We start from the raw sequence: 24,706 nt of genomic DNA, 5'->3' as shown, positions 1-24,706 counted from the left end.
CGCCCATAAACAAAAACCCCCTCGTGACAGAGGGGGTTTTTCGTTTTGGCAACGGGTGCGGATTAACGCAGCGGTTTGACCGAGCGACGGACAATCAGCTCGGGCTGTACCGTCATCGATTCCACTTCCAGCTCCTTGTTGCGGATCCGGCTGACCAGATGCTTCACCGCCAGCTGGCCCAGTTCGGCCTTCGGGTGACGGATGGTGGTCAGCGGCGGGCTGGAGAAGCGCGCCATCTCCACATCGTCGTAGCCGATGATGGAGATATCGTCCGGCACCTTGACTCCGGCTTCCCAGGCAGCGCAAATCGCGCCGATCGCCATGGGATCGTCAAAGGCAAAGACCGCGGTCGGACGAGGCTGCAGGGCCAGGATGCGCTGCATGGCATCGAAGCCGCTCTGGCTCTCGTAGTCTCCTTCAAAGACCTGTTCATCTTTAAGGGTCAGACCGTGCTCGCCCAGCGCATCACGTACCCCGTCCAGTCGCTGCTGGGTGGTCGGCTTGGAGAGCTGGCCAGTGATGCAGACGATGTCGCGGTGCCCCAGCTCCAGCAGATGGCGTACGGCCATGCGGGCGCCGATGCGGGCGTTGTCGTTGATGACGTTGGCGAAATCGCACTCCGTGCCCCAATCCAGTACCACCTGCGGCACGTTCTTGTGGATGCGCAGCATGTCACGCAACGGGGTGTCGATATCGGTACCCAATACCAGCAGTCCATCCACCCGTTTTTCCATCAGCATTCTCAGGTAATGCTGTTGGCGAGGCGGCTGGTTTTCGGTGTTGCAGAGGATCAGGCTGTAGCCCTGTTCGAAGCAGTACGCTTCAACCCCTTGCACCACTTCTGCGAAGAAGGGGTTTACGCTGGTGGTCACCAGCATACCAATGGTCTTGGTCGAATTTATTTTAAGACTGCGCGCTACCGAGTTGGGCGCGTAGTTGAGTTCTGCCACCGCCTCAATCACTTTCTGGGTCGCGTCTTCGCTGACCCGCCGAGTGTGGTTGAGCACATGTGAGACGGTGGAGATGGATACGCCTGCGCGCGAGGCGACATCCTTGATAGTGGCCATCTCTGTCTCCTGACTGTCAAAGGCGGAACATTAGCAGATTTCCCGAATAAAGGCTTGGTTTTAACGAGCTCTGCCATGGAATTGTCAATGCCGGCTAATTTAGGCGCTCATTTCTGTTTGCGCAAATGGATTGTGGTCAAAATGGGAGCGCTGTCAGAGTAAAATATCGCCAGATTAATCCTCTGGCGTTTGTCAGAATCGCCTCTCGTTACCAAGATGTTAAGTCAATAAATAAAAATTAAGCTCTGATTATCCGAAAATAACAGGTCATTTATTTCAAAATCTACCCATCCAACCCCCTCTGGTTAGTATCTTTAACAGCTTGTTATTGCCCCGTGAGGAATGATAGAACCATACCTATAGCCGGATGCACGGGATGTAGATCCGGAATGGCACACGGAAATGAAACAATCCACTGATTAAGGGACGAATCAATGCATAAGTTGAGCAAAATCACAGTTGGCGCAGCGGTTTCTTTGGCTCTGTTTGGATCGATCTCCATCGCCCACGCGGCAGACACCATCAAGATAGGTATCGCAGGCCCGGTCACTGGCCCGGTCGCCCAGTACGGGGACATGCAGTTCACCGGCGGCAAGATGGCGGTCGAGCAGATCAACAAGGCTGGCGGCATCAATGGCAAGCAGATCGAAGCGGTCGTCTATGACGATGCCTGCGATCCCAAACAGGCGGTGGCCGTCGCCAACAAGGTGGTGAATGACGGCGTCAAGTTCGTGGTCGGCCACCTCTGCTCCGACAACACCCTGCCCGCCTCCGACATCTATGAAGACGAGGGGATCCTGATGGTCACCCCCGCCTCCACCAACCCCAAGATCACCGAGCGCGGTTACCAGCTGACCCTGCGCACCATCGGTCTGGATAGCGATCAGGGCCCGACTGCCGCCAAGTACATCATCGAGCAGGTCAAACCCCAGCGCGTGGCCGTTATCCACGACAAGAAGCAGTACGGTGAAGGGATCGCTTCCAGCGTCAAAGCGGCGCTAGACAAGGCTGGCGTGAAAGTGGTGGCCTTTGAAGGGATCACCGCAGGTGACAAGGACTTCTCCGCCCTGATCGCCAAACTGCAGAAAGAGAACGTCGATTTCGTTTACTACGGCGGCTATCACCCTGAGCTGGGCCTGATCCTGCGTCAGGCTGGCGAGAAGGGGCTGAAAGCCAAGTTCATGGGCCCGGAAGGGGTGGGTAACAAGGATATCTCCGCCATCGGCGGCCCGGCTTCCGAAGGCCTGCTGGTGACCCTGCCGAACAAATACGATCTGGTTCCTGCCAACGCCCCGCTGGTGGCGGCGTTCAAGGCCAAGGGTCAGGACTCCTCCGGCCCGTTCGTCTGGACCACCTATGCCGCGGTGCAGAGCCTGGCTGCCGGTATCGCCAAGGCGGGTGAAGATGACCCGGCCGCCGTTGCCGCCGCCATCAAGGCCGCACCGATCGATACCGTGATGGGCCCCCTGACCTGGGCACCGAACGGTGACCTGAAAGGCTTCGAATTCGGTGTGTTCCAGTGGCACGCTGACGGTACTTCCAGCCAAGTCAAATAATCTGCCGATCGGGGGTGAGTACGCTCACCCCCTCCTCTCTTTGCGGGCAAGTACAGGGAACGCAGTATGTCCGAACACCTCCTCTATCTGGTTCAGCAACTGCTGAACGGATTAACCATAGGCAGCACCTATGCGTTGATCGCCATTGGCTACACCATGGTCTATGGCATCATCGGCATGATCAACTTCGCCCACGGCGAGGTGTACATGATCGGCTCCTATGTCGCTTTTATGGTGATGGCGGGGCTCATGATGATGGGCATCGACAGCACCTTTCTACTGCTGGGGGGCGCCTTCCTGGTCAGTATCATCATCACCGGCACCTATGGCTGGAGCATCGAGCGGGTCGCCTACCGGCCACTGCGCGGTGGCAACCGGCTGATCCCCCTCATCTCCGCCATCGGCATGTCGATCTTCCTGCAGAACATGATGCGGATGGCTCAGGGCTCACGGGATATCGCCATGCCCAGCCTGATCTCAGGTGGCTGGACCCTGGGGGGGGAGGATAGTTTTCAGGCCAGCCTCTCCTATATGCAGCTGATTATCTTCGTGGTGACTTTCATCACCATGCTGGCGCTGACCCAGTTCATCGGCCGCTCCCGCATGGGCCGCGCCTGCCGCGCCTGTTCGGAAGATATCAAGATGGCCAACCTGCTGGGGATCGACACCCACGTGGTCATCTCCATCACCTTCGTACTGGGGGCTGCGCTGGCCGCCGTCGCCGGGGTGCTGCTCGGCATGTATTACGGCGTCATCAATCCCTACCTCGGCTTTATGGCCGGGCTGAAGGCCTTCACTGCCGCTGTATTGGGCGGTATCGGCAGCATTCCGGGCGCCGTACTGGGCGGCCTGCTGCTCGGCGTGGTTGAAGCGCTCACCGCCGGTTATCTCAGCACCGAGTACAAGGATGTGATGGCGTTTGCCCTGCTCATTTTTGTGCTGCTCTTTATGCCGACCGGCATTCTGGGTCGTCCGGAAGTGGAGAAAGTGTGATGAAACATCAATTTATCCACGCCTGTATCGCCAGCCTGGTGCTGCTGGTGCTCTCTTTCTGGCTGCTCGGCTTCAAGCTGGAGACCGATGGCTCCAGCCTGCAGGTAGTGAGCCGCCTCGATGTGTCGCTGGCCTGGCTGCTGGGGGGCGCCACCCTCGTTTTCTGGTTCCAGATGCTGCGCGGCCAGATTGCCAAGCTGTTTCAGGCCTCCATCAGCGGCTTCTCGGTCGGCTTTACCAAGCTGGTGCTGCCGAGCCCGGAAGAGGCGCCCAAGCTCTATAACCTCACCGCCGTGCTGGTGCTGCTGTTCGCGGTGAGCTGGCCCTTTATGGCCTCTCGCGGTGCCATCGATCTCGCCACCCTCACCCTGATTTACATCATGCTGGGGCTGGGGCTGAACGTGGTGGTCGGCCTCGCCGGTCTGCTCGATCTCGGCTATGTCGGCTTCTACGCGGTCGGTGCCTACAGCTATGCCCTGCTCAACACCTACTTCGGACTGAGCTTCTGGGAGTGCCTGCCCATCGCCGGGCTGATGGCCGCGACCTTCGGCTTCCTGCTCGGTTTCCCGGTGCTGCGGCTGCGGGGGGACTATCTGGCCATCGTCACCCTGGGTTTTGGCGAGATCATCCGCATCCTGCTCAACAACATGACCACCCTGACCGGCGGCCCGAACGGCATCTCCGGCATTCCCAAGCCGACGCTGGGGGGGCTGGAGTTCAACCGCACTGTCAAGGATGGCGGCTTTGATACCTTCCACAACTTCTTCGGCATTACCTACAACGCCAACCACAAGGTGATCTTCCTCTACCTGATGGCGCTGGTGCTGGTGGTGGTGACCCTGTTCGTCATCAACCGCCTGCTGCGCATGCCCCTTGGCCGCGCCTGGGAAGCGCTGCGGGAGGACGAGATCGCCTGCAAATCGCTGGGGCTCAACCCCACCATCATCAAGCTGACCGCCTTCACCATAGGCGCCACCTTTGCCGGTTTCGCAGGCAGCTTCTTTGCCTCGCGGCAGGGCTTTATCAGCCCGGAATCCTTCGTCTTTATCGAGTCGGCCATCGTGCTGGCGATTGTAGTGCTGGGTGGCATGGGCTCGCAGATCGGGGTGGTGCTGGCGGCCATCGTGATGACGGTGCTGCCGGAGCTGGCCCGCGAATTCAACGAGTACCGCATGCTGATGTTCGGCCTCTTGATGGTGTTCATGATGATCTGGCGGCCACAGGGATTGCTGCCGATGACCCGTCCGCATCTGGAGTTGAAGAAATGAGTACACATCAGAAGTTAATGGAAGTCTCTGATTTGTCGATGCGCTTCGGGGGCCTGCTGGCCGTCAACGGGGTCAAACTGGATATCGACAAGGGCGAGGTGATCTCCATCATCGGCCCCAACGGCGCGGGCAAGACCACCATCTTCAACTGCCTGACCGGCTTCTACAGCCCGAGCGGCGGCACCATCCGCTACAAGGGTGAGGAGATCCAGGGGCTGCCCGGCCACCTCATCGCCCGCAAGGGGATTGTGCGTACCTTCCAGCACGTGCGGCTGTTCAAGGAGATGACGGCGGTGGAGAACCTGCTGGTTGCCCAGCACCAGCACCTCAACACCAGCTTTATCGCTGGCCTGTTCAAGACCCCGGCCTTCCGCCGTGCCGAGCAGGAGGGGCTGGAGCGGGCCGCCTTCTGGCTGGATAAAGTGGGGCTCAAAGATCTCGCCAACCGCGCCGCCGGCAACCTGGCCTACGGTCAGCAGCGCCGCCTCGAGATCGCCCGCTGCATGGCGACCCGTCCCGAGCTGCTGATGCTGGATGAACCGGCCGCCGGCCTCAACCCGAAGGAGACCGACGAGCTGGACGAGCTCATCATGAGCCTGCGGGACGAATTCGGGGTCTCGGTGCTGCTGATCGAACACGATATGAAGCTGGTGATGGGTATCTCCAACCGCATCTTCGTAGTCAGCCAGGGCACCCCGCTGGCCCATGGCAAGCCGGATGAGATCCGCAACAACCCGGCAGTGATCAAGGCCTATCTGGGCGAGTCGTAAGGACAAAAAAAAGATGTTAGAACTTCGCAACGTATCGACCCACTACGGCAAAATTCAGGCACTGCACGATGTCAGCGTCGAGGTGAAAGAGGGGGAAATCGTCACCCTGATCGGTGCCAACGGCGCAGGCAAGACCACCCTGCTGATGACCCTCTGCGGCGAACCCAAGCCCAGCAGCGGCTCCATCTGGTTTGAGGGGGAACAGATCAGCTCCCTCACCACCGCCCGCATCATGCGCAAGGATATCGCCGTGGTGCCGGAGGGGCGCCGTATCTTCGCCCGCCTGACGGTGGAGGAGAACCTGCTGATGGGCGCCTTCTTCGTTGACAAGGCCGAGCAGCATGGCCTGCTGGATCAGGTTTTTACCCTGTTCCCGCGCCTGCATGAGCGACTGGAACAGCGGGCAGGCACCATGTCCGGCGGCGAGCAACAGATGCTGGCCATCGGCCGCGCCCTGATGAGCAAGCCGCGCTTGCTGCTGCTGGATGAACCCTCGCTGGGGCTGGCCCCCATCGTCATCCAGCAGATCTTCGACACCATAGAGCAGTTGCGCCAGAAGGGGATGACCATCTTTCTGGTGGAGCAGAACGCCAACCAGGCGCTCAAGCTGGCCGACCGCGGTTATGTGCTGGAGAACGGCCACGTGGTGCTGCAAGACACGGGCGCCGCCCTGCTGGCCAACCCGGCAGTGCGGCAGGCCTATCTGGGCGGTTAACCCACTGCCCCGCATGCCATATCAACAAGGGAGCCGCTGGCTCCCTTATCTTTTGTGGGGTTAGTTTGCGCCCAAGCTTGCGGTACACTGGCCCGTAATCAACCTATTCGCAGGACATCCCGATGGACCAGTTTGCCCATATCAATGCCCATGATGCCCACCAGAAACTGAGCGCGGGTGAAGCCCGACTGGTGGATATTCGCGACCCGCAATCCTTTGAAGCGGCCCACGCGGTCGGCGCCTTCCACCTCACCAATGGCACGCTGGTGCGCTTTATGAATGAAGTGGATTTCGATACCCCGGTCATCGTGATGTGCTATCACGGCAACAGCAGTCAGGGGGCGGCCCAATACCTGCTGCAACAGGGTTATGACGAGGTCTACAGTCTGGATGGCGGCTTCGAGGCGTGGCGCCGGGAGTTTCCCATCGAGGCAGGCGAGGCATGATCCAGCTGCTGGTGCTCGACAACGCCCGCATGGCGCAGGCGCTGGTGGACTATCTGGCGACCCTGGGGATCTCCTGCGAGCTGACCCAGTCCGAGCTGGGGGTCACCATCTGGCTGGCGGACGAGCAACGCCTCGCTCAGGCCCAGCTGGAGGTGAAGCGCTTTCTGACCGAGCCGGGCCACCCGCGCTACATGGAGGCCTCCTGGCAATCTGGTAGCGCAGATGCCCGCATCGACTACAGCAAGGGGATGACGGATCCCATCACCGACTTCCTCCATCAGGCAGGGCCACTGACGCTGGTGGTCATCATCGCCTGTCTCGCCATCTACGGGATCGAGGCCATCGGCCTGCCCATCTACGACGTACTGGCATTCCACCCGACACTGGCCCAGTTCACCGACTGGCAGGCGTGGCGCTATTTCACCCCCACCCTGATCCACTTCTCGGTGCTCCATCTGGTGTTCAACTTGCTCTGGTGGTGGTATCTGGGAGGCCAGGTCGAGCAGCGCCTTGGCAGCGGCAAGCTGCTGATCCTGCTGCTGGTGGGCGCCGCCCTGCCCAATATCGCCGAGTTCTTTGCCAGCGGCCCGCTGTTTGGCGGCCTCTCCGGCGTGGTCTATGCCCTGCTCGGCTACTGCTGGCTGCGCAGCAAGCTGCAACCGGCCTGCGGCCTCACTCTGCCACCGGCACTGATGGGCTTTATGCTGTTCTGGATGGTGCTCGGCTTCTTCGACATGCTCGGCACCAGCACCGCCAACATCGCCCACCTGACCGGTCTGCTGGTCGGCCTGCTGCAAGGCTGGCTGGATCGCAACCACCAACCGGGCTGATTTTTCAGCAGTTGCAGAAACGAGAACGCCGCCCCGAAGGGCGGCGTTTTTTTACGCGATAGGCAGTTACTGCTTGATCAGGGTGTCATCGGTTACCTTGACCGCCGCACCGCCACTCATAAAGAAGCTGGCGAACTGGGTCTGGATCTCGGTGGTGACCGCGCCAGCCTGATCGAAGTTCTCGTCAGGAGCCAGCAGCGAGCTATGGCCACCTTTCAGGAAGCGCACAGCATGGTGACCCGCCGGGAGCACGCCGGAACCCTTCAGCTCTTGCAAACCCAGCACCCGGAACAGCGGCTCGGTGCCACCCAGCGGCGCAGAGGCGATGCTGTTGGGGATCACCTGATCCGGCAGATTGAGCGCACCATCGCCAACAATTTCGGTGGCGAACAGCGGGAAGCTCTTGGCGACGCCACTGCCCAGATTGATCGGGTCAGCAGAGTCCAGCACTGACTGGGCGGCAAAGGTATAGCTCTGCAAGGTGCTCGCCGCACCCGCCTGCGTGGCCGCATCCAGACTGGGCAGGAACTCGTTGACGAAGCAAGTGGCGGCAGCCGTTTTGCAATTCGGTGCATAGGCGGTAAAGCCCGCTTTCAGCGCCGGACTGCCCGAGGTAAGCACGCTCATCTTGATGGTCGGCCCGAAGCTCGGCGAGTTGAGCAACAGCGGCGCGATGCCGCCACCCGGCATCGCCAGACCACCGGTATCGAACTTGAACAAGGCATCAGCCTGAGCACTGCCGGTGGTCTGGTTGGCGACAGCCAGCAGATTGGCCCCGGTAATGGCACCAAGTGAGTGACCGAGGAAGTGAACTTTCAGACCGGCACCACCCAATTGGCCACCCAATCCCTGGGTGTTGGCCAGACCGACAGCCAGTCGCAGTCCCAGCAGATCGGCCACGCTCTGTTTCAGATTGTCCCGCGCCACCGTCAGATAGTTGAGGTTCAGATAGGGGAGCGGGTTCTCCGATGTGGTCACCGTCGCCATGCTGTTGCTCAGGGCGTAGCCACGTTCGCCGTGCAGCGGGTGATCGATCACCACCACAGCAACCACCTTGTTCACTGATGGGTCTAACCCGGCACCTATCTGGCCCAGCGCCAGCGCATAGGCGTTCTCCTTGATGGAGGTGACGCCGTGCTGATAGATGATCACATCAGTGACAGTGCTCAAGTTGGTCGTCGGTGCGAAGATCCGCAGCGGTACCGATTGTACTTCGCTCAGGGTCGGCAACGGGTTGAAACGGCCGATATTGCGCTCGGCATCCAGCGGCTTGCCACCGGAGGTGAGAGTCACCCCGATCAGCTTGCTTGCCTCGGTCAGCAGTTCACTCTGACGGCTCGGGTCGGCGATCAGCTCACCCAGCAATGCCGGGTCCACGCCCGCCCCGACCAGTCCACCGATCACCTCGCTATCGCCCGCTTTCAGCGCGTTGGCGATGGCATAGAGGCTTGGAATGGCGCCGTGCCAGGATTGGGTCTTGGCCTTGTCCCAGGAGCCGGCTATCGCCGGGGTAGAGAGGAAGTAAGGGAGTTTGACGGTACCGGTATACACCTTGGTTAGCTGGGCAACCCCGTTAAGCGGCGTACCAACACCAAAGGCGGCTGTCAGTGCATCTTTCTGATCCTGCGGCAAGAATGGCTCATTCGCCAGCTGGGTCAGAAAATCCACCCCGCCATTAAGACCGTTGATGGTATAGGTTGCTGGCAGGCTGGTGTTGCCCTTGGCATCCTGTTTCCACAGCACCGCGGCGTCCAGGCTCGGGCTCTTCAGCACCGAAGCAGCGGCACTTTTCACTGCCAGCAGCACATCGGCACCAGATTGGGTGGCAAACCAGTCGGAGAAGATCACCCGATCGCTGGTGATCCCGGTGGCCGCTTTGAACAGACCTTCCTGCAGCGAGATCAGGCCGTTGATGGTCTGCTCCTGAGTAGTTGCGCCAGCTGTCGATTTGAAGCTGCTGTAATCGCCTCCCGCCCTGAGCGGTGTGCCGCGACTGTCCTTGAGGGCATCGGTCGCCACGATCATGTAGTAAGAAGAGGGATTGAGCGGCTTGAGCGGAACCAGATTGAGCTTGCCGTCCCCGCCAGTGACCACAAAGTCGGTCCCATAAACCAGTGGCTTGCCGCCCTTGACTCCGTTGGGTTGCAGAGTGACCGGATCCAGCGTGAGCTCGAGCAGGTAGAGGGGCGCAACGGCAGAAGTATACTCGCTGGCCGCCGGTGCCGGCACTGAGACACCGGTCACGGTCGCCGGTACCAGCTGGACGGGTTGGGTGGTTGACCAGCCATCAAGGGTGGATAGGGCAGATACCGGGTTCGACAGATCAGCAGTTTCTGTCGAAAACTTCAGGGTACCGTCGCTGGCTCGGGGGGCCAGCACGCTCGGGCGCACCCCGTTGGCGCCACTCAGGACGTAGTCGAGGGAGCTGGTGGTGTCTCCCTTGTTGTCATCTCCACCACATCCGGCCAGCAGGGCGCTGACAACAGCTGCATAAATTAGCTTCTTCTTCATTTTTTATTCTCTTTTTATAAGGTTGTTATCCATCACAAGCCAACGGGGTCATCACGACCTCGACTGCAAAACGTTAACATAAAACCAACACCAAATAAGACTCATGCCGGACAGTTCTGGCTCAGCTTTGTGGTGCATGTCATGGTTTCAGGTTAACAAAGGGGCGCAAGGGTAGCAGTTGTAGCCCCATCACCAGACCCGACCAGCCAGCGGGCACCATCACGACTAAAAAGCCGCCGCGATCTCGGCAAAGTGAGGGAATTGTCGGTAGAATGTCCGCCAACGCTTAAGGAGGACATCATGATCGACCCGAAGAAACTGGAAGAGATCGCCAAGCAGGTGCACAACTCCCTGCCGCCCGGCATTCGCAGCATGGGTGAAGAGGCCGAGAAGAAGATGCGTCAGGTATTGCAGGCCCAGCTGGGCAAGCTTGACCTAGTCAGCCGCGAAGAGTTCGACGTGCAGACCAAGGTGCTGCTGCGTACCCGTGAAAAACTGGCCGCCCTCGAAAGCAAGCTGGCTCAGCTCGAGCAGCAGCTCGGCGCCAAAGGCGAATAACGAAAACCCCAGCTCGGCTGGGGTTTTTGCTTTGTATTGAACCTGTAAAAAACATCACACCTGAAGCAGATACCAGGCCCGCTTGCCGCGCGCCTTGGCCTCATACATGGCCCTGTCAGCAACCTCCAGCGCCTGCCGGAAGCTCAATGGCTCCTCCTCCCACAGGGCGATGCCGATGCTCAGCCCAACCCGTTGCGGGCAACCGGGTTTGGGCACATAGCCGTGCATCCGGCTGATCAGGGCGTCAGCCAGCTGCGCCAGGCCATGGCTCGACACATCCCGGTGCAGATGCACCACAAACTCGTCGCCGCCGTAACGGCCGCATAGTGCCGAGCCCGGCATGATAAGGCGCAACCAGTCCGCCATCTGCTGCAACACCAGATCGCCGCAGGCGTGGCCCAGCTGGTCGTTGATCCCCTTGAAATCATCCAGATCGATAAAGAGCAGCGCCCCCGCTCCTTGCGGCTGCAGCTGGGCAAACGCCTTGCCAAACCCCTGCCGGTTGAGCAAGCCGGTCAGCGCGTCGCTGTTGGCGCGCTCCGCCAGTCGCTGCTCATAAGCCTTGCGCTGGGTGATATCGATATGGGAGCCCATGATCCGCAGCGGCTTGCCATCGCCATCCCGATCGACGACCCGTCCCCTATCCCACAGCCAAGTGATCTCTCCGGCCGGGCTGATGGTGCGGTATTCGGCTTCATAGAAGGGAGTTTTGCCCTCAAGGTGGGCAAAGTAGCTACCCATGGCATGGGCGCGATCGTCGGGATGGAGCTTGGCGCTCCACTGATCGAAATGAGGAGCCATGTCACCGGCCTGAAAGTTCTGCAGATTGAAGACCCGCAGCTCGCCGGTGGGAATGGTGCCCTGCCAGAGACAGATGCCGGTGCCATCGAGGGCGGCGTTGAGCTTCTCCTGCAACAGGCCGTTTTCATGCTGCAAAGCGGCGATCTCTGCCTGCAAACGAGCCATTTCACCGCCATGAGGGGACGGGATCAGCGTTGCGACCCGCTCGACAGAGCCGGTCTCTCCCCTGTCATCCTCCGCAGATGCCCTGCCCTCTTCACTCAACACTGCGCCTCCTTGTGCTTGCTCTATGGATGCTCTTGTCAATCCCTCACAAAGATGCCATCAGCTACGTTTGATTAGTAGCCATTCATAGTCAAAATATTGAAAAATAATGGGATAACGCCGCGATAATCCAACCATTCAGGGCGATCCGGTACTGCGGCAGCCACAAAAACAAAAGCCCCCGGCAAAACCGGGGGCTGCATTATCAAGACGGGGATCCCGTCAGATAAATTCGTAGGCGTCACCAAAGATGCGCTCCGGCTCGGCGCCGAGGATCTTGAACTCCTCCCGCGCGGCACCCGCCATCTCGAAACGGCCGGCGACATAGATGTCGTAGTCGTGGAGGCTGACGAAATCATCCATGATCGCCTTGTGCACCAGCCCGCTCTTGCCGGTCCAGTCAGCCTCCGGCTCCTGCACCACCGGAATAAAGGTGAGCGGCGCATAGTCACGCTCCCACTGCTGCATCTGCTCCAGCTCATAGAGCCAGTGAGCCTGACGCACCCCCCAGTAGAAGAACACCGGGCGCTTGCTGCCAGTGTCGATCAGGTACTCCAGAATGGAGCGGGCGTAAGAGAAGCCGGTGCCGCCCGCCATCAGGATCAGCGGACGGGGAGACTCATCGCGCAGGAACGCCTTGCCAGCCGGCAATTCAACCTCGATCTCCCCCTGCTCGCGCATGCGGGCCAGCACCTGACCGGCGTAGGCGTTTTCGGGAGTGGCACCAATTTGCAGCTCCAGCACGCCCGGGCGGGTCGGCGAGTTGGCGATGGAGAAGGGGCGCTTGTCCGAATCGCTCATCACCACCAGCAGATACTGGCCCGGCTTGAAGCTGATCGCTTGCTGCGGCGTCAGGGCCACATGCCAGATGGTGTCGACATATTCGCGCAGTTCCTCTACGCGGCATTTGATACGTTGCATTCTTGTCCTTGTGGCGGGCTCGCTCGGCCCGCTTCGCTCATTGTTTCACTATGGAGTGACGACCAGCAGCCCTGGCCCCGTCAGTCGAGAATACTCAAATCAGTGCGGATCGCATCACTTTTTGCAGCAAAGCTGTCATGTTTGCCTCATCCGAGGATATTGAGCTCATCCCAGATGGCATCGACCTTCTGCTTCACCGCCTCATCCTGCACTATGGGCTGACCCCACTCCCGATTGGTCTCGCCCGGCCACTTGTTGGTGGCATCCAGCCCCATCTTGGAGCCGAGGCCGGAGACCGGCGAGGCGAAGTCCAGATAGTCGATCGGGGTGTGCTCGATCAAGGTGGTGTCCCGTGCCGGATCCATCCGGGTGGTGATGGCCCAGATCACATCCTTCCAATCGCGGGCGTTGACGTCGTCGTCACACACCACCACGAACTTGGTGTACATGAACTGGCGCAGGAAGGACCAGACCCCCAGCATCACCCGCTTGGCGTGGCCCGGGTAACGCTTCTTGATGGTCACCACCGCCATCCGGTAGGAGCACCCCTCAGGCGGCAGATAGAAGTCCACAATCTCGGGGAACTGCTTCTGCAGCAGCGGCACGAACACCTCGTTCAGCGCCAGACCCAGCACCGCCGGTTCATCGGGCGGACGGCCGGTGTAGGTGCTGTGATAGATGGCATCGCGCCGCTTGGTGATGTGGGTGATGGTGAAGACCGGGAACTCGTCCACCTCGTTGTAGTAGCCGGTGTGGTCGCCATAAGGGCCTTCCGGCGCCATCTCACCCGGCTCAAGATAGCCTTCCAGCACGATCTCGGCGCTGGCGGGCACCTCCAGATCGCAGCTGATGGCCTTGATCACCTCGGTACGGCTGCCGCGCAGCAGACCGGCAAAGGCATATTCGGAGAGAGTATCCGGCACCGGCGTCACCGCGCCGAGAATGGTCGCGGGATCGGCACCGAGTGCCACCACCACCGGGAATCGCTCACCGGGATGGGCCTCCTGCCACTCGCGAAAATCGATGGCACCGCCACGGTGATCAAGCCAGCGCATGATCAGCTTGTTTTTGGCGATCTTCTGCTGGCGATAGATGCCGAGGTTCTGCCGCTTCTTGTAGGGGCCACGGGTGATGGTGAGGCCCCAGGTGACCAGCGGCGCCACATCGCCGGGCCAGCAGTGCTGGATCGGGATCTGGTCGAGATCGACCGCATCTCCCTCCTGCACCACCTGCTGGCAGGGGGCGGAAGAGAGGCGCTTGGTCGGCATGTTGAGCACCTGCTTGAAGATCGGCAGCTTCTCCATCAGCTCCTTGAATCCCTTGGGCGGCTCGGGCTCCTTGAGATAGGAGAGCCAGACCCCGACCTGACGCAGTGCGCCCACATCGGGCTGCCCCATGCCCATGGCAACCCGATCCGGGGTGCCGAACAGGTTGGTCAGCACCGGCATGGTGTAGCCTTTGGGATTTTCGAACAGCAGAGCCGGGCCGCCCGCACGCAGGGTGCGATCGCTGATCTCGGTCATCTCCAGATAGGGATCTATCTCGCGGGTGATGCGCTTGAGTTGTCCGTTTTGTTCCAGCTGCGCGATGAAATCACGCAAATCCTTGTATTTCATGCAAGTTCCCAACCGGGTTCAGGAGGTCACGCATTATAACCCTGGCTGCCCATCGGGTGTACCCGAATCGGGCAGCAGACTCGGTGCAATGGGTGGCATGTCACGCTGGCCGAGGCGTCTGGCCAGTGCAGAGAGAAGTTGGGGCTCGTCCACCTCCATCAACAGACCGGCCACCAGCGCCCCGTATTGACGGTTGGAGAGTTCCGCCAGCAGGTATTTCTGGGCCTGCGGCGGCAAGGGAGAGAGCGCGCTCAGCTGACGCAGGGCGGCCCCCTTCAACCCCTCGTTGCCACTGGCGGCAATCAGCAGATCGCTGGCAGCACTGCCGTGATGGAAGCGGTTGATGGTAGAGAGTGCACGCAGCGCATCCTGATCTGCCGGCCGCCGCCACAGCATGCTATAGAGCGCCGGTTCCCCGGTGCGCAGCAACAGATGAAACAACAGATGATTGTCGGGCAGATAGATATTCTGGCTGGCCAGCGCTTGCGCCTCCCGCATCCAGATCGGTTGCGGCAAGGTGTCGAGGGCCAGCAACAGGGCTTGCTGCTGCATGGCGAGATCGGGGTTACTGCTGTAGTAGATGGACTTTAGCTGGAAGCTGCCCTGGGCAAGCTGCTGCCGATAGCGCTGCACCAGTGATTGCAGTTGCCACGCCCCCAGCAGCTGACGGGCCTGCGCGGCAAAATCATAGACAGGTTGCTGCACCAGAAAACCGTCGACCTGCTGCTCCATGAGCCACTCGGGGGCCTTGTCGGCCTGAGCCTCGACCCACTGTTGCAACGCAGGGGATCCAGGGGTGGTAGCGGGAATATCCCGCAGCAGCTGCAACAGCAGGAACTCCCGCCGCTCGCGACTCAGGGTCGCCAGCAGAGAGTCGATGGCTGCAAATTGCCCCTCCTGCAGACGACCCGCCAGATAGCGCTGGTGAGTCTGCAACGTCTCGGCTGTCACCGCGACCGGTGCACTTTGCGCGCAGGCTGGCATTGCACTCAGCAACCCCAGCAATAACCAGAAAACAGGCTTCATGACGTCTCCATCCATGTGACATCGGGATCTCATACTACTAGGGCGACCGGAAAACAGATAAACAAAAACCGCGACCAGGGCCGCGGTTTCGTCATTTTCTGACCGGACTTACTTCTGCTGGCGCCGCATGGCGTCGAAGAACTCGTCGTTGGTCTTGGTCATCGCCAGCTTGTCGATGAGGAATTCGATACCGTCGATCTCGCCCATCGGGTGGACAATCTTGCGCAGGATCCACATCTTCTGCAGCTCGTCACCTGAGGTGAGCAGCTCTTCCTTACGGGTGCCTGAGCGGGTGATGTCGATGGCCGGGTAAACGCGCTTCTCGGCAATCTTGCGCGAGAGGTGCAGTTCCATGTTGCCGGTACCTTTGAACTCTTCGTAGATAACTTCGTCCATCTTGGAACCGGTATCGATCAGCGCGGTGGCGATGATGGTCAGGCTGCCGCCCTCCTCAACATTACGCGCGGCGCCGAAGAAGCGCTTCGGACGGTGCAGGGCGTTGGCATCCACACCACCGGTCAGTACCTTGCCGGATGACGGGATGACGGTGTTGTAGGCGCGGGCCAGACGGGTGATGGAGTCTAGCAGGATCACCACATCTTTCTTGTGCTCGACAAGACGCTTGGCCTTCTCGATCACCATCTCGGCAACCTGAACGTGACGGGAAGCAGGTTCGTCAAAGGTGGAAGCGATCACTTCACCTTTCACCATGCGCTGCATCTCGGTCACTTCTTCCGGACGCTCATCGATCAGCAGAACGATCAGTTCACAGTCCGGGTGGTTGTAGGCGATGCTCTGGGCGATGTTCTGCAGCAGCATGGTCTTACCGGCCTTGGGCGGCGCCACGATCAGGCCACGCTGGCCTTTACCGATGGGGGAAGCCAGGTCCAGTACACGGGCGGTGATATCTTCGGTAGAGCCGTTACCCCGTTCCATACGCAGACGTTCGTTGGCATGCAGGGGGGTAAGGTTTTCAAACAGGATCTTGTTGCGGGAGTTTTCCGGACGGTCGTAGTTGACCTCATTGACCTTGAGCAGTGCGAAGTAGCGTTCGCCCTCTTTCGGTGGCCGGATCTTGCCGGAGATGGTATCGCCGGTACGCAGGTTGAAGCGGCGGATCTGGCTCGGGGAGACGTAGATATCGTCAGGGCCTGCCAGATAGGAGCCGTCTGCACTGCGCAGGAAGCCGAAACCATCGGTCAGGATTTCCAGCACACCGTCGCCAAAGATATCTTCACCACCCTTGGCGTGCGCCTTGAGGATTGCAAAAATAATATCTTTCTTGTGCGCCCGAGCCAGATTTTCCAACCCCATGGATTCGCCAAGCTTGACCAGCTCGGACACAGGAGTGTTCTTTAATTCAGTCAGATTCATAGTGGTGAAAGTCTGTAAGCAAGGATTGAAATGAGGAGACAGTCTGCTGGATTGATGCTGATCGGATTTGATTGCCAGGCTGTGGTTAGCAAAGAGTCAGGCAAAAAGGTTAGCAAACGAGCGATAAACTAGCACCAATCGGGATGAGCGTCTAGGTGATAAAACACAAGGAGCGCATTATTGCAATGCGCTCCTCTTTAATTATTACAGGTTGCCGTCCAGGAACTCTTTCAGCTGAGTCTTGGACAGTGCACCGACCTTGGTCGCTGCCACTTCGCCATTCTTGAACAGCAAGAGGGTCGGGATACCACGAATGCCGTACTTGGGCGGAGTATCAGAGTTATGGTCGATGTTCAGTTTGGCTACGGTCACGCGACCTTCGTACTCTTGGGCAACTTCTTCCAGGATCGGGGCAATCATCTTGCACGGACCACACCACTCGGCCCAGAAGTCGACCAGAACGGCGCCATCGGCTTTGATTACATCTGCCTCGAAGCTGGCATCGCTCAGCTGAACAATCTTGTCACTCATCTCCAACTCCAGTCAGTAATTAAGGCTTTATTGACATATCAACAAAGGCAATAGTTGCCCTATTTGAAATGATCCTGTTTATTATTGCAAGCCTAACCTGATAACCTACCGCCATGAGCAAAACACACTTAACGACCGACAAATTCGCCCAAATGGGCCTCGAACCCGAAGTTCTGGCTGGTCTGGAATCAAAGGGATTTCACTATTGCACGCCCATCCAGGCACTGTCTCTGCCACTGCTGGTAGAAGGTCATGACCTCGCCGGTCAGGCCCAGACAGGAACCGGCAAGACCATTGCCTTCCTGGCCGCGACATTCAACTATTTGCTGACTCACCCGCTGACCAAGCCCCGTCTGGTTAACCAACCCAGAGCCATCATCATGGCACCCACCCGGGAACTGGCAGTACAGATCTATAACGATGCCGACAGCATCGCCGCTTCTACCGGCCTGAAACTCGGCCTCGCCTACGGTGGCGAAGGTTACGACAAGCAGCTGGCCGTGCTGGAGCAGGGCGTCGACATCCTGATCGGCACCACCGGCCGCATCATCGACTACTTCAAGTCCAAGGTGATCGATCTGAGCAACATTCAGGTCGTGGTACTGGACGAAGCGGATCGCATGTTCGATCTGGGCTTCATCAAGGACATCCGCTTCCTGTTCCGCCGCATGCCGCCCGCAACCGAGCGTCTGAGCATGCTGTTTTCCGCCACCCTCTCCCTGCGTGTGCAGGAGCTGGCCTACGAACACATGAACCACCCGGAACATGTGCAGGTTGAGCCGGAGCAGATGACCGGCGTGCGGATCAAGGAGGAGCTGTTCTACCCCTCCAATGAAGACAAGATGTTGCTGCTGCTCTCCCTGATGGAAGAGGAGTGGCCGGAAAAAGCGATCGTCTTCGCCAACACCAAGCATGTCTGTGAAGACGTTCATGCCTGGCTGGAGAACGACGGCCACCGCGTCGGTCTGCTGACCGGTGACGTGCCGCAGAAGAAGCGGATGAAGATCCTCGAGGATTTCACCAAGGGTGCGCTCGATATTCTGGTCGCCACCGACGTGGCCGCCCGTGGTCTGCACATCCCTGACGTGACCCACGTCTTCAACTATGACCTGCCCGACGACGCCGAAGACTATGTACACCGTATCGGTCGTACCGGTCGTGCCGGCAAGAGCGGTCACTCCATCAGCCTGGCCTGTGAAGACTATGCCTTCAACCTGCCGGCCATCGAGGAGTACATCCACCACGCCATTCCGGTCAGCAAGTACGACCGTGAAGCGCTGCTGGATGACGTGACCCCGCCGAAACGGGTGTTCCGCAACCGTCAGCCGGTGAACCGCAACATGCGGGATCGTCAGGGCGGTGGCAACAGCAACAACCGTCGTCGTCCGCCGCGCAAGAGCTAAGGACAGGCCCGTTGCACAACTCGCCTCTCTATGCCGCTATCGACCTCGGCTCCAACAGCTTTCATATGCTGGTGGTGCGCGAGGTCGCCGGTGCCCTGCGCACCGTTGCCAAGGTCAAGCGCAAGGTTCGCCTCGCAGCCGGGCTCGATCCGGAATTTCGTCTCAGCCGTGCCGCCATGGAGCGGGGCTGGGACTGTTTGCGTCTCTTCTCCGAACAGTTGCAGGACATTCCGGCCGACAATATCCGGGTGGTGGGCACCGCAACCTTGCGACTTGCTACCAACGTCGACGAATTCCTCAGCGAAGCGGAACGGGTACTCAACCACAGCATCGAGATCATCTCGGGCGAGGAAGAGGCCAAGACCATCTATGAAGGGGTCTCCTGGACCTCTGCCGGGGAAGGCAACCGGCTGGTGATAGACATCGGCGGCGCCAGTACTGAACTGGTGATCGGCGAACATAGCGAAGCAAAACTGCTCAACAGCCTGCACATGGGCTGCGTCACCTGGCTCAACAATCACTTCGGTGATGGCGAGCTCTCTGAAGCCCGTTTCAAGCAGGCGATTGCTGCCGCCAAGGCGGTGCTGGAGAAGGTGGCGGAAGATTACCGTGCCCTCGGCTGGCGCACCTGCGTCGGCGCCTCCGGCACGGTACAGGCGCTGCAAGAGATCATGCTGGCGCAAGGGAAGAGCGAGCGGGTCACCCTGCCGAAACTGCAGGAGCTGATGGGTCAGGCCATCGCCTGTGGCAAGCTGGACAGACTACAGCTGGAAGGGCTGGCAGCCGAACGGCTGACCGTGTTCCCCTCCGGCCTCGCCATCCTGATCGCCATCTTCGAAACCCTCGATATCGAGAGCATGACCCTCGCGGGGGGCGCCCTGCGTGAAGGACTGATCTACGGTCTGCTCGGCAACAATCACGACTGTGATGCCCGGGATCGCACCGCCGACAGCCTGATCAGCCGCTATCAGCTGGATAAAGAGCACGCCGAACGGGTGCGCGATACCGCCGTCGAGGCGTTCAACCAGCTGCAACCGGCCTGGCGACTCTCGAAACGCTACGGTCGCCCAATCTTGCGTTATGCCGCCCTGCTGCACGAGATCGGCCTCTGTATCGAGTACAAGAAAGCGCCGCAACACGCCGCCTACATCATCGACAACATCGACATGCCGGGCTTTACCCCTGCGCAAAAGAAGCTGTTGTCGGCCCTGCTGTTCAACCAGCGGGACGAATTCAAGCTGGAACCACTGGAGAAACAGGGTGCCGTCACCGGTCGTCAGGCGATCCGACTGGCCCGTATCCTGCGCATCGCCCTGATCCTCTGCATGCGCCGTACCCAGGGCACAGTGCCCAGCTTCACCCTGCAGGCAGAAGAGGAGTCACTGACCCTGACCCTGCCCAAGGGCTGGATGGATGAACACTACCTGCGCGCCAGCGAGCTGCGTTTTGAAGTGGAGCGCCAGCAGAAGATGGGCTGGCCGACCCGTGTACAGGAAGCCTGACTCAGCAACCTGCCTGTTTTGGAGCCGACCATGCCGGATTATCAACCCATCAGCTGCGATCTCTACGACTGGCTCGAAATTGCTGCCAGCTGGCAACTGCCGGTAACCCTCACCAGCCACGATGGTCGCCAGCGGGATGACAAGATCCGCACCATCGAAGCCAGCGAAGGGGTCGAGTATCTGCTGCTGCACAGTGGCGAGCGGCTCAGTCTGGCAGAACTGGCGACCCTGCGCCTGAACTGGCAAGGGGAAGAGAAGCTGATCCGCTTCGCGCCAACCAACTGAATCCATTACGAAAAAGGAGGGCCAACATGACGTTGGCCCTCCTTTTTGCATCTGCGGCTCGCACCGGCCGTTAACCCGCCGCCAATGCCGCCATCACATAGACATCGAAGCGGTTGCTCTTGGTCTCGATGGCCATGCTGGGCTTCTGTTCATTGAGCCAGCCGGCGTAGTCGGGGCGTTTCACCACCACCCGCTTCTCAGCCATCTTGAGCGCGGCAGGCAACAAGGCATCCGCATCGAGATCCGGACCCACCAGCGACTGGAACACCCGCATCTCCTTTTTCACCAGCGCCGACTTCTGCTTGTGGGGGAACATGGGGTCGAGGTAGATCACCTCGGGCCGCTCCGGCAGCGCCAGCAGATTGTCCACCGCCGGGCCTTGCAGCAGGTGCATCCGCTCACTGACCCAGGGGCCAATCTCGGGATCCTGTGCCGCCCGCGCCAGCCCATCCTGCAACAGAGCGGCCACCACGGGGCTGCGTTCGATCAGGGTCACCTTGCAACCGAGGGAGGCGAGCACGAAGGCATCGCGCCCCAGCCCGGCAGTGGCATCCACCACGGTCGGAGTGGCTCCGGCCTTGAGCCCCACCGCCTTGGCGATGGACTGACCGCGACCACCGCCAAACTTGCGACGATGTGCCACCGCCCCTTCCACGAAGTCCACATAGACGGCTCCCAGCTTGGGCTCATCCAGCTTGCGCAGTTCCAACCGTTCCGGGGTAAACACCAGGGCAAACTGGGGAAGGTCGAGCTGGGCAAGCTGGCTGGCCAGCGCGTCTGCCTGCGCGGCCTTGGCGGGGTCTTCGAGGAGGATTTGCATGGTCTTTGGATGCGTTCTAAGTTCAGTGAACCGAGTGTACCACAGCCCCTTCAAGTCGCTGTAGGGAGGAAATCCCATGAACCTGTTCATTGCCCTGCTCCTCGCCGCCCAGAGCGGCACAAACCTGAAGGTCTGCGGCGTAGACTGGCCTCCCTTTTCCTATGCCGAACAGGGCAACCTGAAAGAGGGCATTTCGGTGGAGATCCATCAAGAGGTGGCGCGCCGCCTTGGCATGAACCTCACCCTGCTTGAACTGCCTTGGGGGCGCTGCGAGCAGTATGTCAGCACCCAGCTGGCGGATGGCATTCTCGACAATGCCCCTCTCCCCGGTTGCTATCACTCTGACCTTGCCACCGCCTTCTATCCTCTGGCCGCCTATGTGCGTACCGACAGTCCGTTACAGAACTTCTCGTGGGAGATGGCCAAGGGGCTGAAAGTAGGAATTGTCAGGGGGTATGACTACACGGCCAAGATCAGGAACTTCACCGGCTGGGAGCCCATCAAGGTTCACTCCGACAAACAGCTGCTACTGATGCTGGAAAAGAGCCGGGTCGATATGATCATCCTGGACTACTTCTCTGCCCCCATTCTGTCGAGGGAGCAGGACGTCAGGATCCGCGCCCTCACCCCCTTTATCGATTCGACGCCGCTCTACCTCTGTTTTGGCAAACAGAAGGCTGACCTGCTGCCTGCCTACAACAAGGCGCTGCAACAGATGCAGGATGAGGGAGTACTGGATCGCATCTATCTGCGCTATCTCGGCGAGGATTACCGGACATTGAAAACCAAACAGGAACAGATGACATCGAAGGAGTAAGCGCCACTAGCTGATCTGCAGAAACATCCCTTTGTCATTGAGCTGCAGATATTCGGTGAGATCGTCATAGGCCAGCGGGCGGCTGAGCAGATAACCCTGAGTGAAGGCGCACCCTTTCTGGCAGAGGAAGTTGAGCTGCTCGCGGGTCTCTACCCCCTCGATCACCACCTGCATGCCCAGGTTGTGCACTATGTTGATGATGCCGTCGAGCAGCATCCGATCCTGCTCGTTGAAGGGGATATGGCGCACGAAGGAGCGGTCGATCTTGACCAGATCTACCGGGAAGGTGCGCAGATAGTTGAGGGCCGAGTAGCCGGTACCGAAATCGTCGATGGCCAGCTTGCAACCCGCCTCGCGCAGGGCATCGATCCGCACCCTGTGCTGATCGCTGCTCTCCATCAGCAGAGATTCGGTGATTTCGATGACGATGTCGGCAGGATCGAGCCCGAAGTGCTGGATCACCTTGAGCCACTCACTCGCCTCGGGGTCGATGGTCTGGAACTCCATGGTGGAACGGTTGATCGACATCTGCAGATCAGGGAAGCCGGATTGCTGCAACCGCGCCAGATCCCGGCACGATTGCCACAATACCAGCGCACCCAGCCCCTGAATCAATCCCGCCTCTTCCGCCAGCGGAATAAACTCGGCAGGGGATACCTGCCCCCAGTGGGGGTGATACCAGCGCACCAGCGCCTCCAGCTTGGCGACCCGTCCGCTGCGATTGTCCCAGATCGGCTGGTAGGCCATGGTCAGCTGCTCCAGCTTGATCGCTTCGGCCAAATCCTGCTGCATCTGGTGGCGCTGGCGCACCTCTTCCCGCATGGATGAGCAGTAGGCACCGAGCAACCGTCCCTGCCGCTTGGCCGCAAACAGCGCCTGTTCGGCGTTGCGCAGCAGCTCGTCGCTCTCGCTGCCATCGACCGGGCAGAGGGTCATGCCGATGGTCGCGGTCACATAGAGATGCTGGTTGGCCAGCATAAAGGGCCGGGCGAAACTGCCGATCACCTGCTTGGCAAACACCTCGGCCTGACGGCGGGTGACGATTCCGGGCACCAGGAACGCGAACTCATCGCCACCGATGCGGGCCACCAGATCTTCGGTGCGCACCCGGCTAACCAGTCGATCCGACACCTCCCGCAGCAGGGCATCGCCAGCATGGTGGTCCATGCTGTTGTTGACCGCCTTGAAGTTGTTGAGGTCGAGCACCATGAGCGCGAAGCGCTCGCCCCGCTCGCAGAAGCGGGTGAGGCAGCGGCCAAACAGCCAGCGGTTGGGCAGGCTGGTAAGGTTGTCGTAGTTGGCCTGGGTCGCGATCTTCTGCTCGGCCACCTTGGTCTGGGAAAGATCGCTGAAAATGGCGATATATTGCTGAATTTTGCCGGCTTCGCGCAGGGTGCTGATCATCAGCTGCTGCGGATAGAGCTTGCCGTTCTTGCGCTTGTTCCACACTTCGCCACGCCACACCCCCACCCGCTCCAGCGCGTGGTACATGTCGGCATAGAAGGTCTGATCGTGCAGCCCGGACTTGAGCATGCTGGGACGCTGGCCCCGCACCTCGTCGCTGCTGTAGCCAGTGATCTGCTCGAAGGCCGGGTTGACCGAGATGATGCGGCTATCGGCATCGCACACCAGAATCGCTTCGGAGAGGTTGTCGTAGACCCGGTGAGAGAGCTTGAGCTGCTCCGCATGACGCTTGAGGGGATCGATATTCTCCAGCAGCACCATCAGGTAGTCAGGCTGCTGCTGCTCGTCGCGGATCAGGGTGACAGTTACCCGCCCCCACAGGATCTCGCCCCCCTTGCAGAAGTAGCGCTTCTCCTGGGTGAAACTGCTGCGCTCGCCGCGCCGGATCTCTTCGTAGCACTCAAGGCTGCGCTGCCAATCCTCCGGGTGATTGATGTCGGAGATGGAGCGATGAAGCAGCTCGTCGAGGGGATAGCCCAGCATCTTCTCGATAGCCGGATTGGCCCAGAGAATGTGGCCGGTGAGATCGAGCTTGCCGATCCCCACCGGGGCCTGAAACAGCATGCTCTGCAGCACATGGGGGGTATCAGGCAAGAGTTGCGGCAGCTGGCGTTGCAGCATCAGCGCCAGTTCGCGACCGGCCAGCGGCCCCAGCAACCGGAGCAGCCCCATCACCTTGGTCATATTGGCCTGCGGCTGACGATAGAGCAGGCAGCAGATACCTATGGTCTCGCCATCCGCATCCTTGAGGGCGATCCCGGCGTAGGCCTGGGCTTGCCACGCATCGGCAAGTGGCATCGCGGGGAACAGCTGCAACAGACGATCGCTGAACCAGGCTTCCCCCTCCTGCCAGGTAATGGCATCGGGAGAGTCAGTGATTGGCAGTGTCAGGGTATCGGGGTCAAGAGAGGAGGGGTAGGCAGCCTGAACCGTCAGGTAGGTAGCATTTGATTCCCTGCTGGCGATCAGGACGACATCAGCCATCACAGCAGCGGCGATTTCACTCACAAAGGTATCGAAATATCCCTGACCGCTCGAGTGAGCCAGACTGGAGATGATTTGACAGACGGAATCGAGTGCTCGCCTCATGGCAAGTGGCTTTCTCTCCTTGAAGGTTAGAACACGACTCTACTGAAGAGCAGTGGACTGTGCAAATATGCAATCAGCA

22 protein-coding genes are annotated in these 24,706 nt (G+C 59.9%); 12 read left to right on the top strand and 10 right to left on the bottom strand.

Features of this window, described 5'->3' with window-relative positions:
- Positions 1-62: 62 nt before the first annotated feature.
- The gene (locus AB5Y67_RS00770; RefSeq protein WP_005355925.1) at positions 63-1,067 is read right to left on the bottom strand and encodes a substrate-binding domain-containing protein; all 1,005 of its coding nucleotides are present in this window, start codon (positions 1,065-1,067) and stop codon (positions 63-65) included.
- Positions 1,068-1,501: 434 nt separating this feature from the next.
- On the opposite strand from AB5Y67_RS00770, the gene AB5Y67_RS00765 reads away from it, so the two are divergent.
- The 7 genes from AB5Y67_RS00765 to glpG all read left to right on the top strand — a co-directional run bounded on the left by AB5Y67_RS00765 (position 1,502) and on the right by glpG (position 7,645).
- Complete coding sequence (locus AB5Y67_RS00765; protein WP_043825924.1) at positions 1,502-2,623, top strand: branched-chain amino acid ABC transporter substrate-binding protein; 1,122 nt, start codon at positions 1,502-1,504, stop codon at positions 2,621-2,623.
- A 66-nt stretch (positions 2,624-2,689) separates the two neighbouring features.
- Entirely contained in the window at positions 2,690-3,616 is a 927-nt protein-coding gene (livH, locus tag AB5Y67_RS00760; RefSeq protein ID WP_150997995.1) for a high-affinity branched-chain amino acid ABC transporter permease LivH, read from the top strand.
- On the top strand, positions 3,616-4,884 hold the full coding sequence (locus tag AB5Y67_RS00755) for a high-affinity branched-chain amino acid ABC transporter permease LivM (RefSeq protein WP_005355922.1): 1,269 nt from the start codon (positions 3,616-3,618) through the stop codon (positions 4,882-4,884). The genes livH and AB5Y67_RS00755 overlap by 1 nt, the downstream gene beginning before the upstream one ends.
- Positions 4,881-5,654, top strand: coding sequence for a high-affinity branched-chain amino acid ABC transporter ATP-binding protein LivG (livG, locus tag AB5Y67_RS00750; protein ID WP_005357323.1), 774 nt, complete (start codon positions 4,881-4,883; stop codon positions 5,652-5,654). Before AB5Y67_RS00755 ends, livG begins: the two co-directional genes overlap by 4 nt.
- 13 nt (positions 5,655-5,667) lie before the next feature.
- Positions 5,668-6,369, top strand: a complete 702-nt coding sequence (locus AB5Y67_RS00745; protein WP_005339433.1) for an ABC transporter ATP-binding protein — start codon at positions 5,668-5,670, stop codon at positions 6,367-6,369.
- Positions 6,370-6,491: 122 nt separating this feature from the next.
- Positions 6,492-6,815: a thiosulfate sulfurtransferase GlpE gene (gene glpE, locus AB5Y67_RS00740; protein WP_005355913.1), complete on the top strand. Its 324-nt coding sequence runs from the start codon at positions 6,492-6,494 to the stop codon at positions 6,813-6,815.
- Positions 6,812-7,645: a rhomboid family intramembrane serine protease GlpG gene (glpG, locus tag AB5Y67_RS00735; protein WP_150390058.1), complete on the top strand. Its 834-nt coding sequence runs from the start codon at positions 6,812-6,814 to the stop codon at positions 7,643-7,645. The genes glpE and glpG overlap by 4 nt, the downstream gene beginning before the upstream one ends.
- A 66-nt stretch (positions 7,646-7,711) precedes the next feature.
- Here the strand turns inward: glpG and AB5Y67_RS00730 are convergent, their stop codons facing one another.
- Positions 7,712-10,156, bottom strand: a complete 2,445-nt coding sequence (locus AB5Y67_RS00730) for a VolA/Pla-1 family phospholipase (RefSeq protein WP_150390057.1) — start codon at positions 10,154-10,156, stop codon at positions 7,712-7,714.
- 300 nt (positions 10,157-10,456) lie between these two features.
- Between AB5Y67_RS00730 and AB5Y67_RS00725 the strand changes: the two genes are divergently transcribed.
- The gene (locus AB5Y67_RS00725) at positions 10,457-10,714 is read left to right on the top strand and encodes an accessory factor UbiK family protein (protein WP_005339429.1); all 258 of its coding nucleotides are present in this window, start codon (positions 10,457-10,459) and stop codon (positions 10,712-10,714) included.
- 54 nt (positions 10,715-10,768) lie between these two features.
- Here AB5Y67_RS00725 and AB5Y67_RS00720 read toward each other — a convergent pair whose 3' ends face one another.
- The 6 genes from AB5Y67_RS00720 to trxA all read right to left on the bottom strand — a co-directional run bounded on the left by AB5Y67_RS00720 (position 10,769) and on the right by trxA (position 17,247).
- Positions 10,769-11,782 carry a sensor domain-containing diguanylate cyclase gene (locus AB5Y67_RS00720; protein WP_193861386.1) on the bottom strand — a complete coding sequence of 338 codons (1,014 nt, stop codon included), beginning with the start codon at positions 11,780-11,782 and terminating at the stop codon, positions 10,769-10,771.
- Between the two features lie 219 nt (positions 11,783-12,001).
- Positions 12,002-12,700: an NAD(P)H-flavin reductase gene (gene fre / locus AB5Y67_RS00715; RefSeq protein ID WP_005339423.1), complete on the bottom strand. Its 699-nt coding sequence runs from the start codon at positions 12,698-12,700 to the stop codon at positions 12,002-12,004.
- A gap of 146 nt (positions 12,701-12,846) precedes the next feature.
- A complete protein-coding gene (gene ubiD, locus AB5Y67_RS00710; RefSeq protein WP_005339421.1) occupies positions 12,847-14,316 on the bottom strand; it encodes a 4-hydroxy-3-polyprenylbenzoate decarboxylase in 1,470 nt (489 codons plus the stop codon).
- Between the two features lie 33 nt (positions 14,317-14,349).
- Positions 14,350-15,342: a hypothetical protein gene (locus AB5Y67_RS00705; protein WP_042081318.1), complete on the bottom strand. Its 993-nt coding sequence runs from the start codon at positions 15,340-15,342 to the stop codon at positions 14,350-14,352.
- A gap of 108 nt (positions 15,343-15,450) precedes the next feature.
- Entirely contained in the window at positions 15,451-16,716 is a 1,266-nt protein-coding gene (gene rho / locus AB5Y67_RS00700) for a transcription termination factor Rho (protein WP_005339417.1), read from the bottom strand.
- 204 nt (positions 16,717-16,920) lie between these two features.
- Complete coding sequence (gene trxA, locus AB5Y67_RS00695) at positions 16,921-17,247, bottom strand: thioredoxin TrxA (RefSeq protein WP_005339416.1); 327 nt, start codon at positions 17,245-17,247, stop codon at positions 16,921-16,923.
- A 113-nt stretch (positions 17,248-17,360) separates the two neighbouring features.
- On the opposite strand from trxA, the gene rhlB reads away from it, so the two are divergent.
- The 3 genes from rhlB to AB5Y67_RS00680 are packed head-to-tail and all read left to right on the top strand — an operon-like array spanning position 17,361 to position 20,437.
- Entirely contained in the window at positions 17,361-18,650 is a 1,290-nt protein-coding gene (gene rhlB / locus AB5Y67_RS00690) for an ATP-dependent RNA helicase RhlB (protein WP_005339414.1), read from the top strand.
- An 11-nt stretch (positions 18,651-18,661) separates the two neighbouring features.
- On the top strand, positions 18,662-20,152 hold the full coding sequence (gene gppA, locus AB5Y67_RS00685) for a guanosine-5'-triphosphate,3'-diphosphate diphosphatase (protein WP_150390056.1): 1,491 nt from the start codon (positions 18,662-18,664) through the stop codon (positions 20,150-20,152).
- Between the two features lie 30 nt (positions 20,153-20,182).
- Positions 20,183-20,437, top strand: a complete 255-nt coding sequence (locus tag AB5Y67_RS00680) for a Rho-binding antiterminator (RefSeq protein WP_127008315.1) — start codon at positions 20,183-20,185, stop codon at positions 20,435-20,437.
- 70 nt (positions 20,438-20,507) lie between these two features.
- Here AB5Y67_RS00680 and AB5Y67_RS00675 read toward each other — a convergent pair whose 3' ends face one another.
- A complete protein-coding gene (locus AB5Y67_RS00675; protein ID WP_150390055.1) occupies positions 20,508-21,257 on the bottom strand; it encodes a class I SAM-dependent methyltransferase in 750 nt (249 codons plus the stop codon).
- A gap of 76 nt (positions 21,258-21,333) precedes the next feature.
- Here AB5Y67_RS00675 and AB5Y67_RS00670 point away from each other — a divergent pair, with 76 nt between their 5' ends.
- On the top strand, positions 21,334-22,074 hold the full coding sequence (locus tag AB5Y67_RS00670) for an ABC transporter substrate-binding protein (RefSeq protein WP_150390054.1): 741 nt from the start codon (positions 21,334-21,336) through the stop codon (positions 22,072-22,074).
- Positions 22,075-22,080: 6 nt separating this feature from the next.
- Here AB5Y67_RS00670 and AB5Y67_RS00665 read toward each other — a convergent pair whose 3' ends face one another.
- Entirely contained in the window at positions 22,081-24,627 is a 2,547-nt protein-coding gene (locus AB5Y67_RS00665; protein ID WP_199428544.1) for a bifunctional diguanylate cyclase/phosphodiesterase, read from the bottom strand.
- Positions 24,628-24,706: the final 79 nt, after the last annotated feature.

Source organism: Aeromonas sp. s12, assembly GCF_040907925.1.
Lineage (GTDB): Bacteria > Pseudomonadota > Gammaproteobacteria > Enterobacterales > Aeromonadaceae > Aeromonas > Aeromonas veronii.
The sequence above is the reverse complement of the archived record's forward strand: the minus strand, read 5'-3'. Positions and strand labels throughout refer to the sequence as shown.

Bases quoted from the DNA above. Each gene is read 5' to 3' on its own strand.
- AB5Y67_RS00770 (WP_005355925.1), bottom strand. From the start codon at position 1,067: ATGGCCACTATCAAGGATGTCGCCTCGCGCGCAGGCGTATCCATCTCC.
- AB5Y67_RS00765 (WP_043825924.1), top strand. From the start codon at position 1,502: ATGCATAAGTTGAGCAAAATCACAGTTGGCGCAGCGGTTTCTTTGGCT.
- livH (WP_150997995.1), top strand. From the start codon at position 2,690: ATGTCCGAACACCTCCTCTATCTGGTTCAGCAACTGCTGAACGGATTA.
- AB5Y67_RS00755 (WP_005355922.1), top strand. From the start codon at position 3,616: ATGAAACATCAATTTATCCACGCCTGTATCGCCAGCCTGGTGCTGCTG.
- livG (WP_005357323.1), top strand. From the start codon at position 4,881: ATGAGTACACATCAGAAGTTAATGGAAGTCTCTGATTTGTCGATGCGC.
- AB5Y67_RS00745 (WP_005339433.1), top strand. From the start codon at position 5,668: ATGTTAGAACTTCGCAACGTATCGACCCACTACGGCAAAATTCAGGCA.
- glpE (WP_005355913.1), top strand. From the start codon at position 6,492: ATGGACCAGTTTGCCCATATCAATGCCCATGATGCCCACCAGAAACTG.
- glpG (WP_150390058.1), top strand. From the start codon at position 6,812: ATGATCCAGCTGCTGGTGCTCGACAACGCCCGCATGGCGCAGGCGCTG.
- AB5Y67_RS00730 (WP_150390057.1), bottom strand. From the start codon at position 10,156: ATGAAGAAGAAGCTAATTTATGCAGCTGTTGTCAGCGCCCTGCTGGCC.
- AB5Y67_RS00725 (WP_005339429.1), top strand. From the start codon at position 10,457: ATGATCGACCCGAAGAAACTGGAAGAGATCGCCAAGCAGGTGCACAAC.
- fre (WP_005339423.1), bottom strand. From the start codon at position 12,700: ATGCAACGTATCAAATGCCGCGTAGAGGAACTGCGCGAATATGTCGAC.
- ubiD (WP_005339421.1), bottom strand. From the start codon at position 14,316: ATGAAATACAAGGATTTGCGTGATTTCATCGCGCAGCTGGAACAAAAC.
- AB5Y67_RS00705 (WP_042081318.1), bottom strand. From the start codon at position 15,342: ATGAAGCCTGTTTTCTGGTTATTGCTGGGGTTGCTGAGTGCAATGCCA.
- rho (WP_005339417.1), bottom strand. From the start codon at position 16,716: ATGAATCTGACTGAATTAAAGAACACTCCTGTGTCCGAGCTGGTCAAG.
- trxA (WP_005339416.1), bottom strand. From the start codon at position 17,247: ATGAGTGACAAGATTGTTCAGCTGAGCGATGCCAGCTTCGAGGCAGAT.
- rhlB (WP_005339414.1), top strand. From the start codon at position 17,361: ATGAGCAAAACACACTTAACGACCGACAAATTCGCCCAAATGGGCCTC.
- AB5Y67_RS00680 (WP_127008315.1), top strand. From the start codon at position 20,183: ATGCCGGATTATCAACCCATCAGCTGCGATCTCTACGACTGGCTCGAA.
- AB5Y67_RS00675 (WP_150390055.1), bottom strand. From the start codon at position 21,257: ATGCAAATCCTCCTCGAAGACCCCGCCAAGGCCGCGCAGGCAGACGCG.
- AB5Y67_RS00670 (WP_150390054.1), top strand. From the start codon at position 21,334: ATGAACCTGTTCATTGCCCTGCTCCTCGCCGCCCAGAGCGGCACAAAC.
- AB5Y67_RS00665 (WP_199428544.1), bottom strand. From the start codon at position 24,627: ATGAGGCGAGCACTCGATTCCGTCTGTCAAATCATCTCCAGTCTGGCT.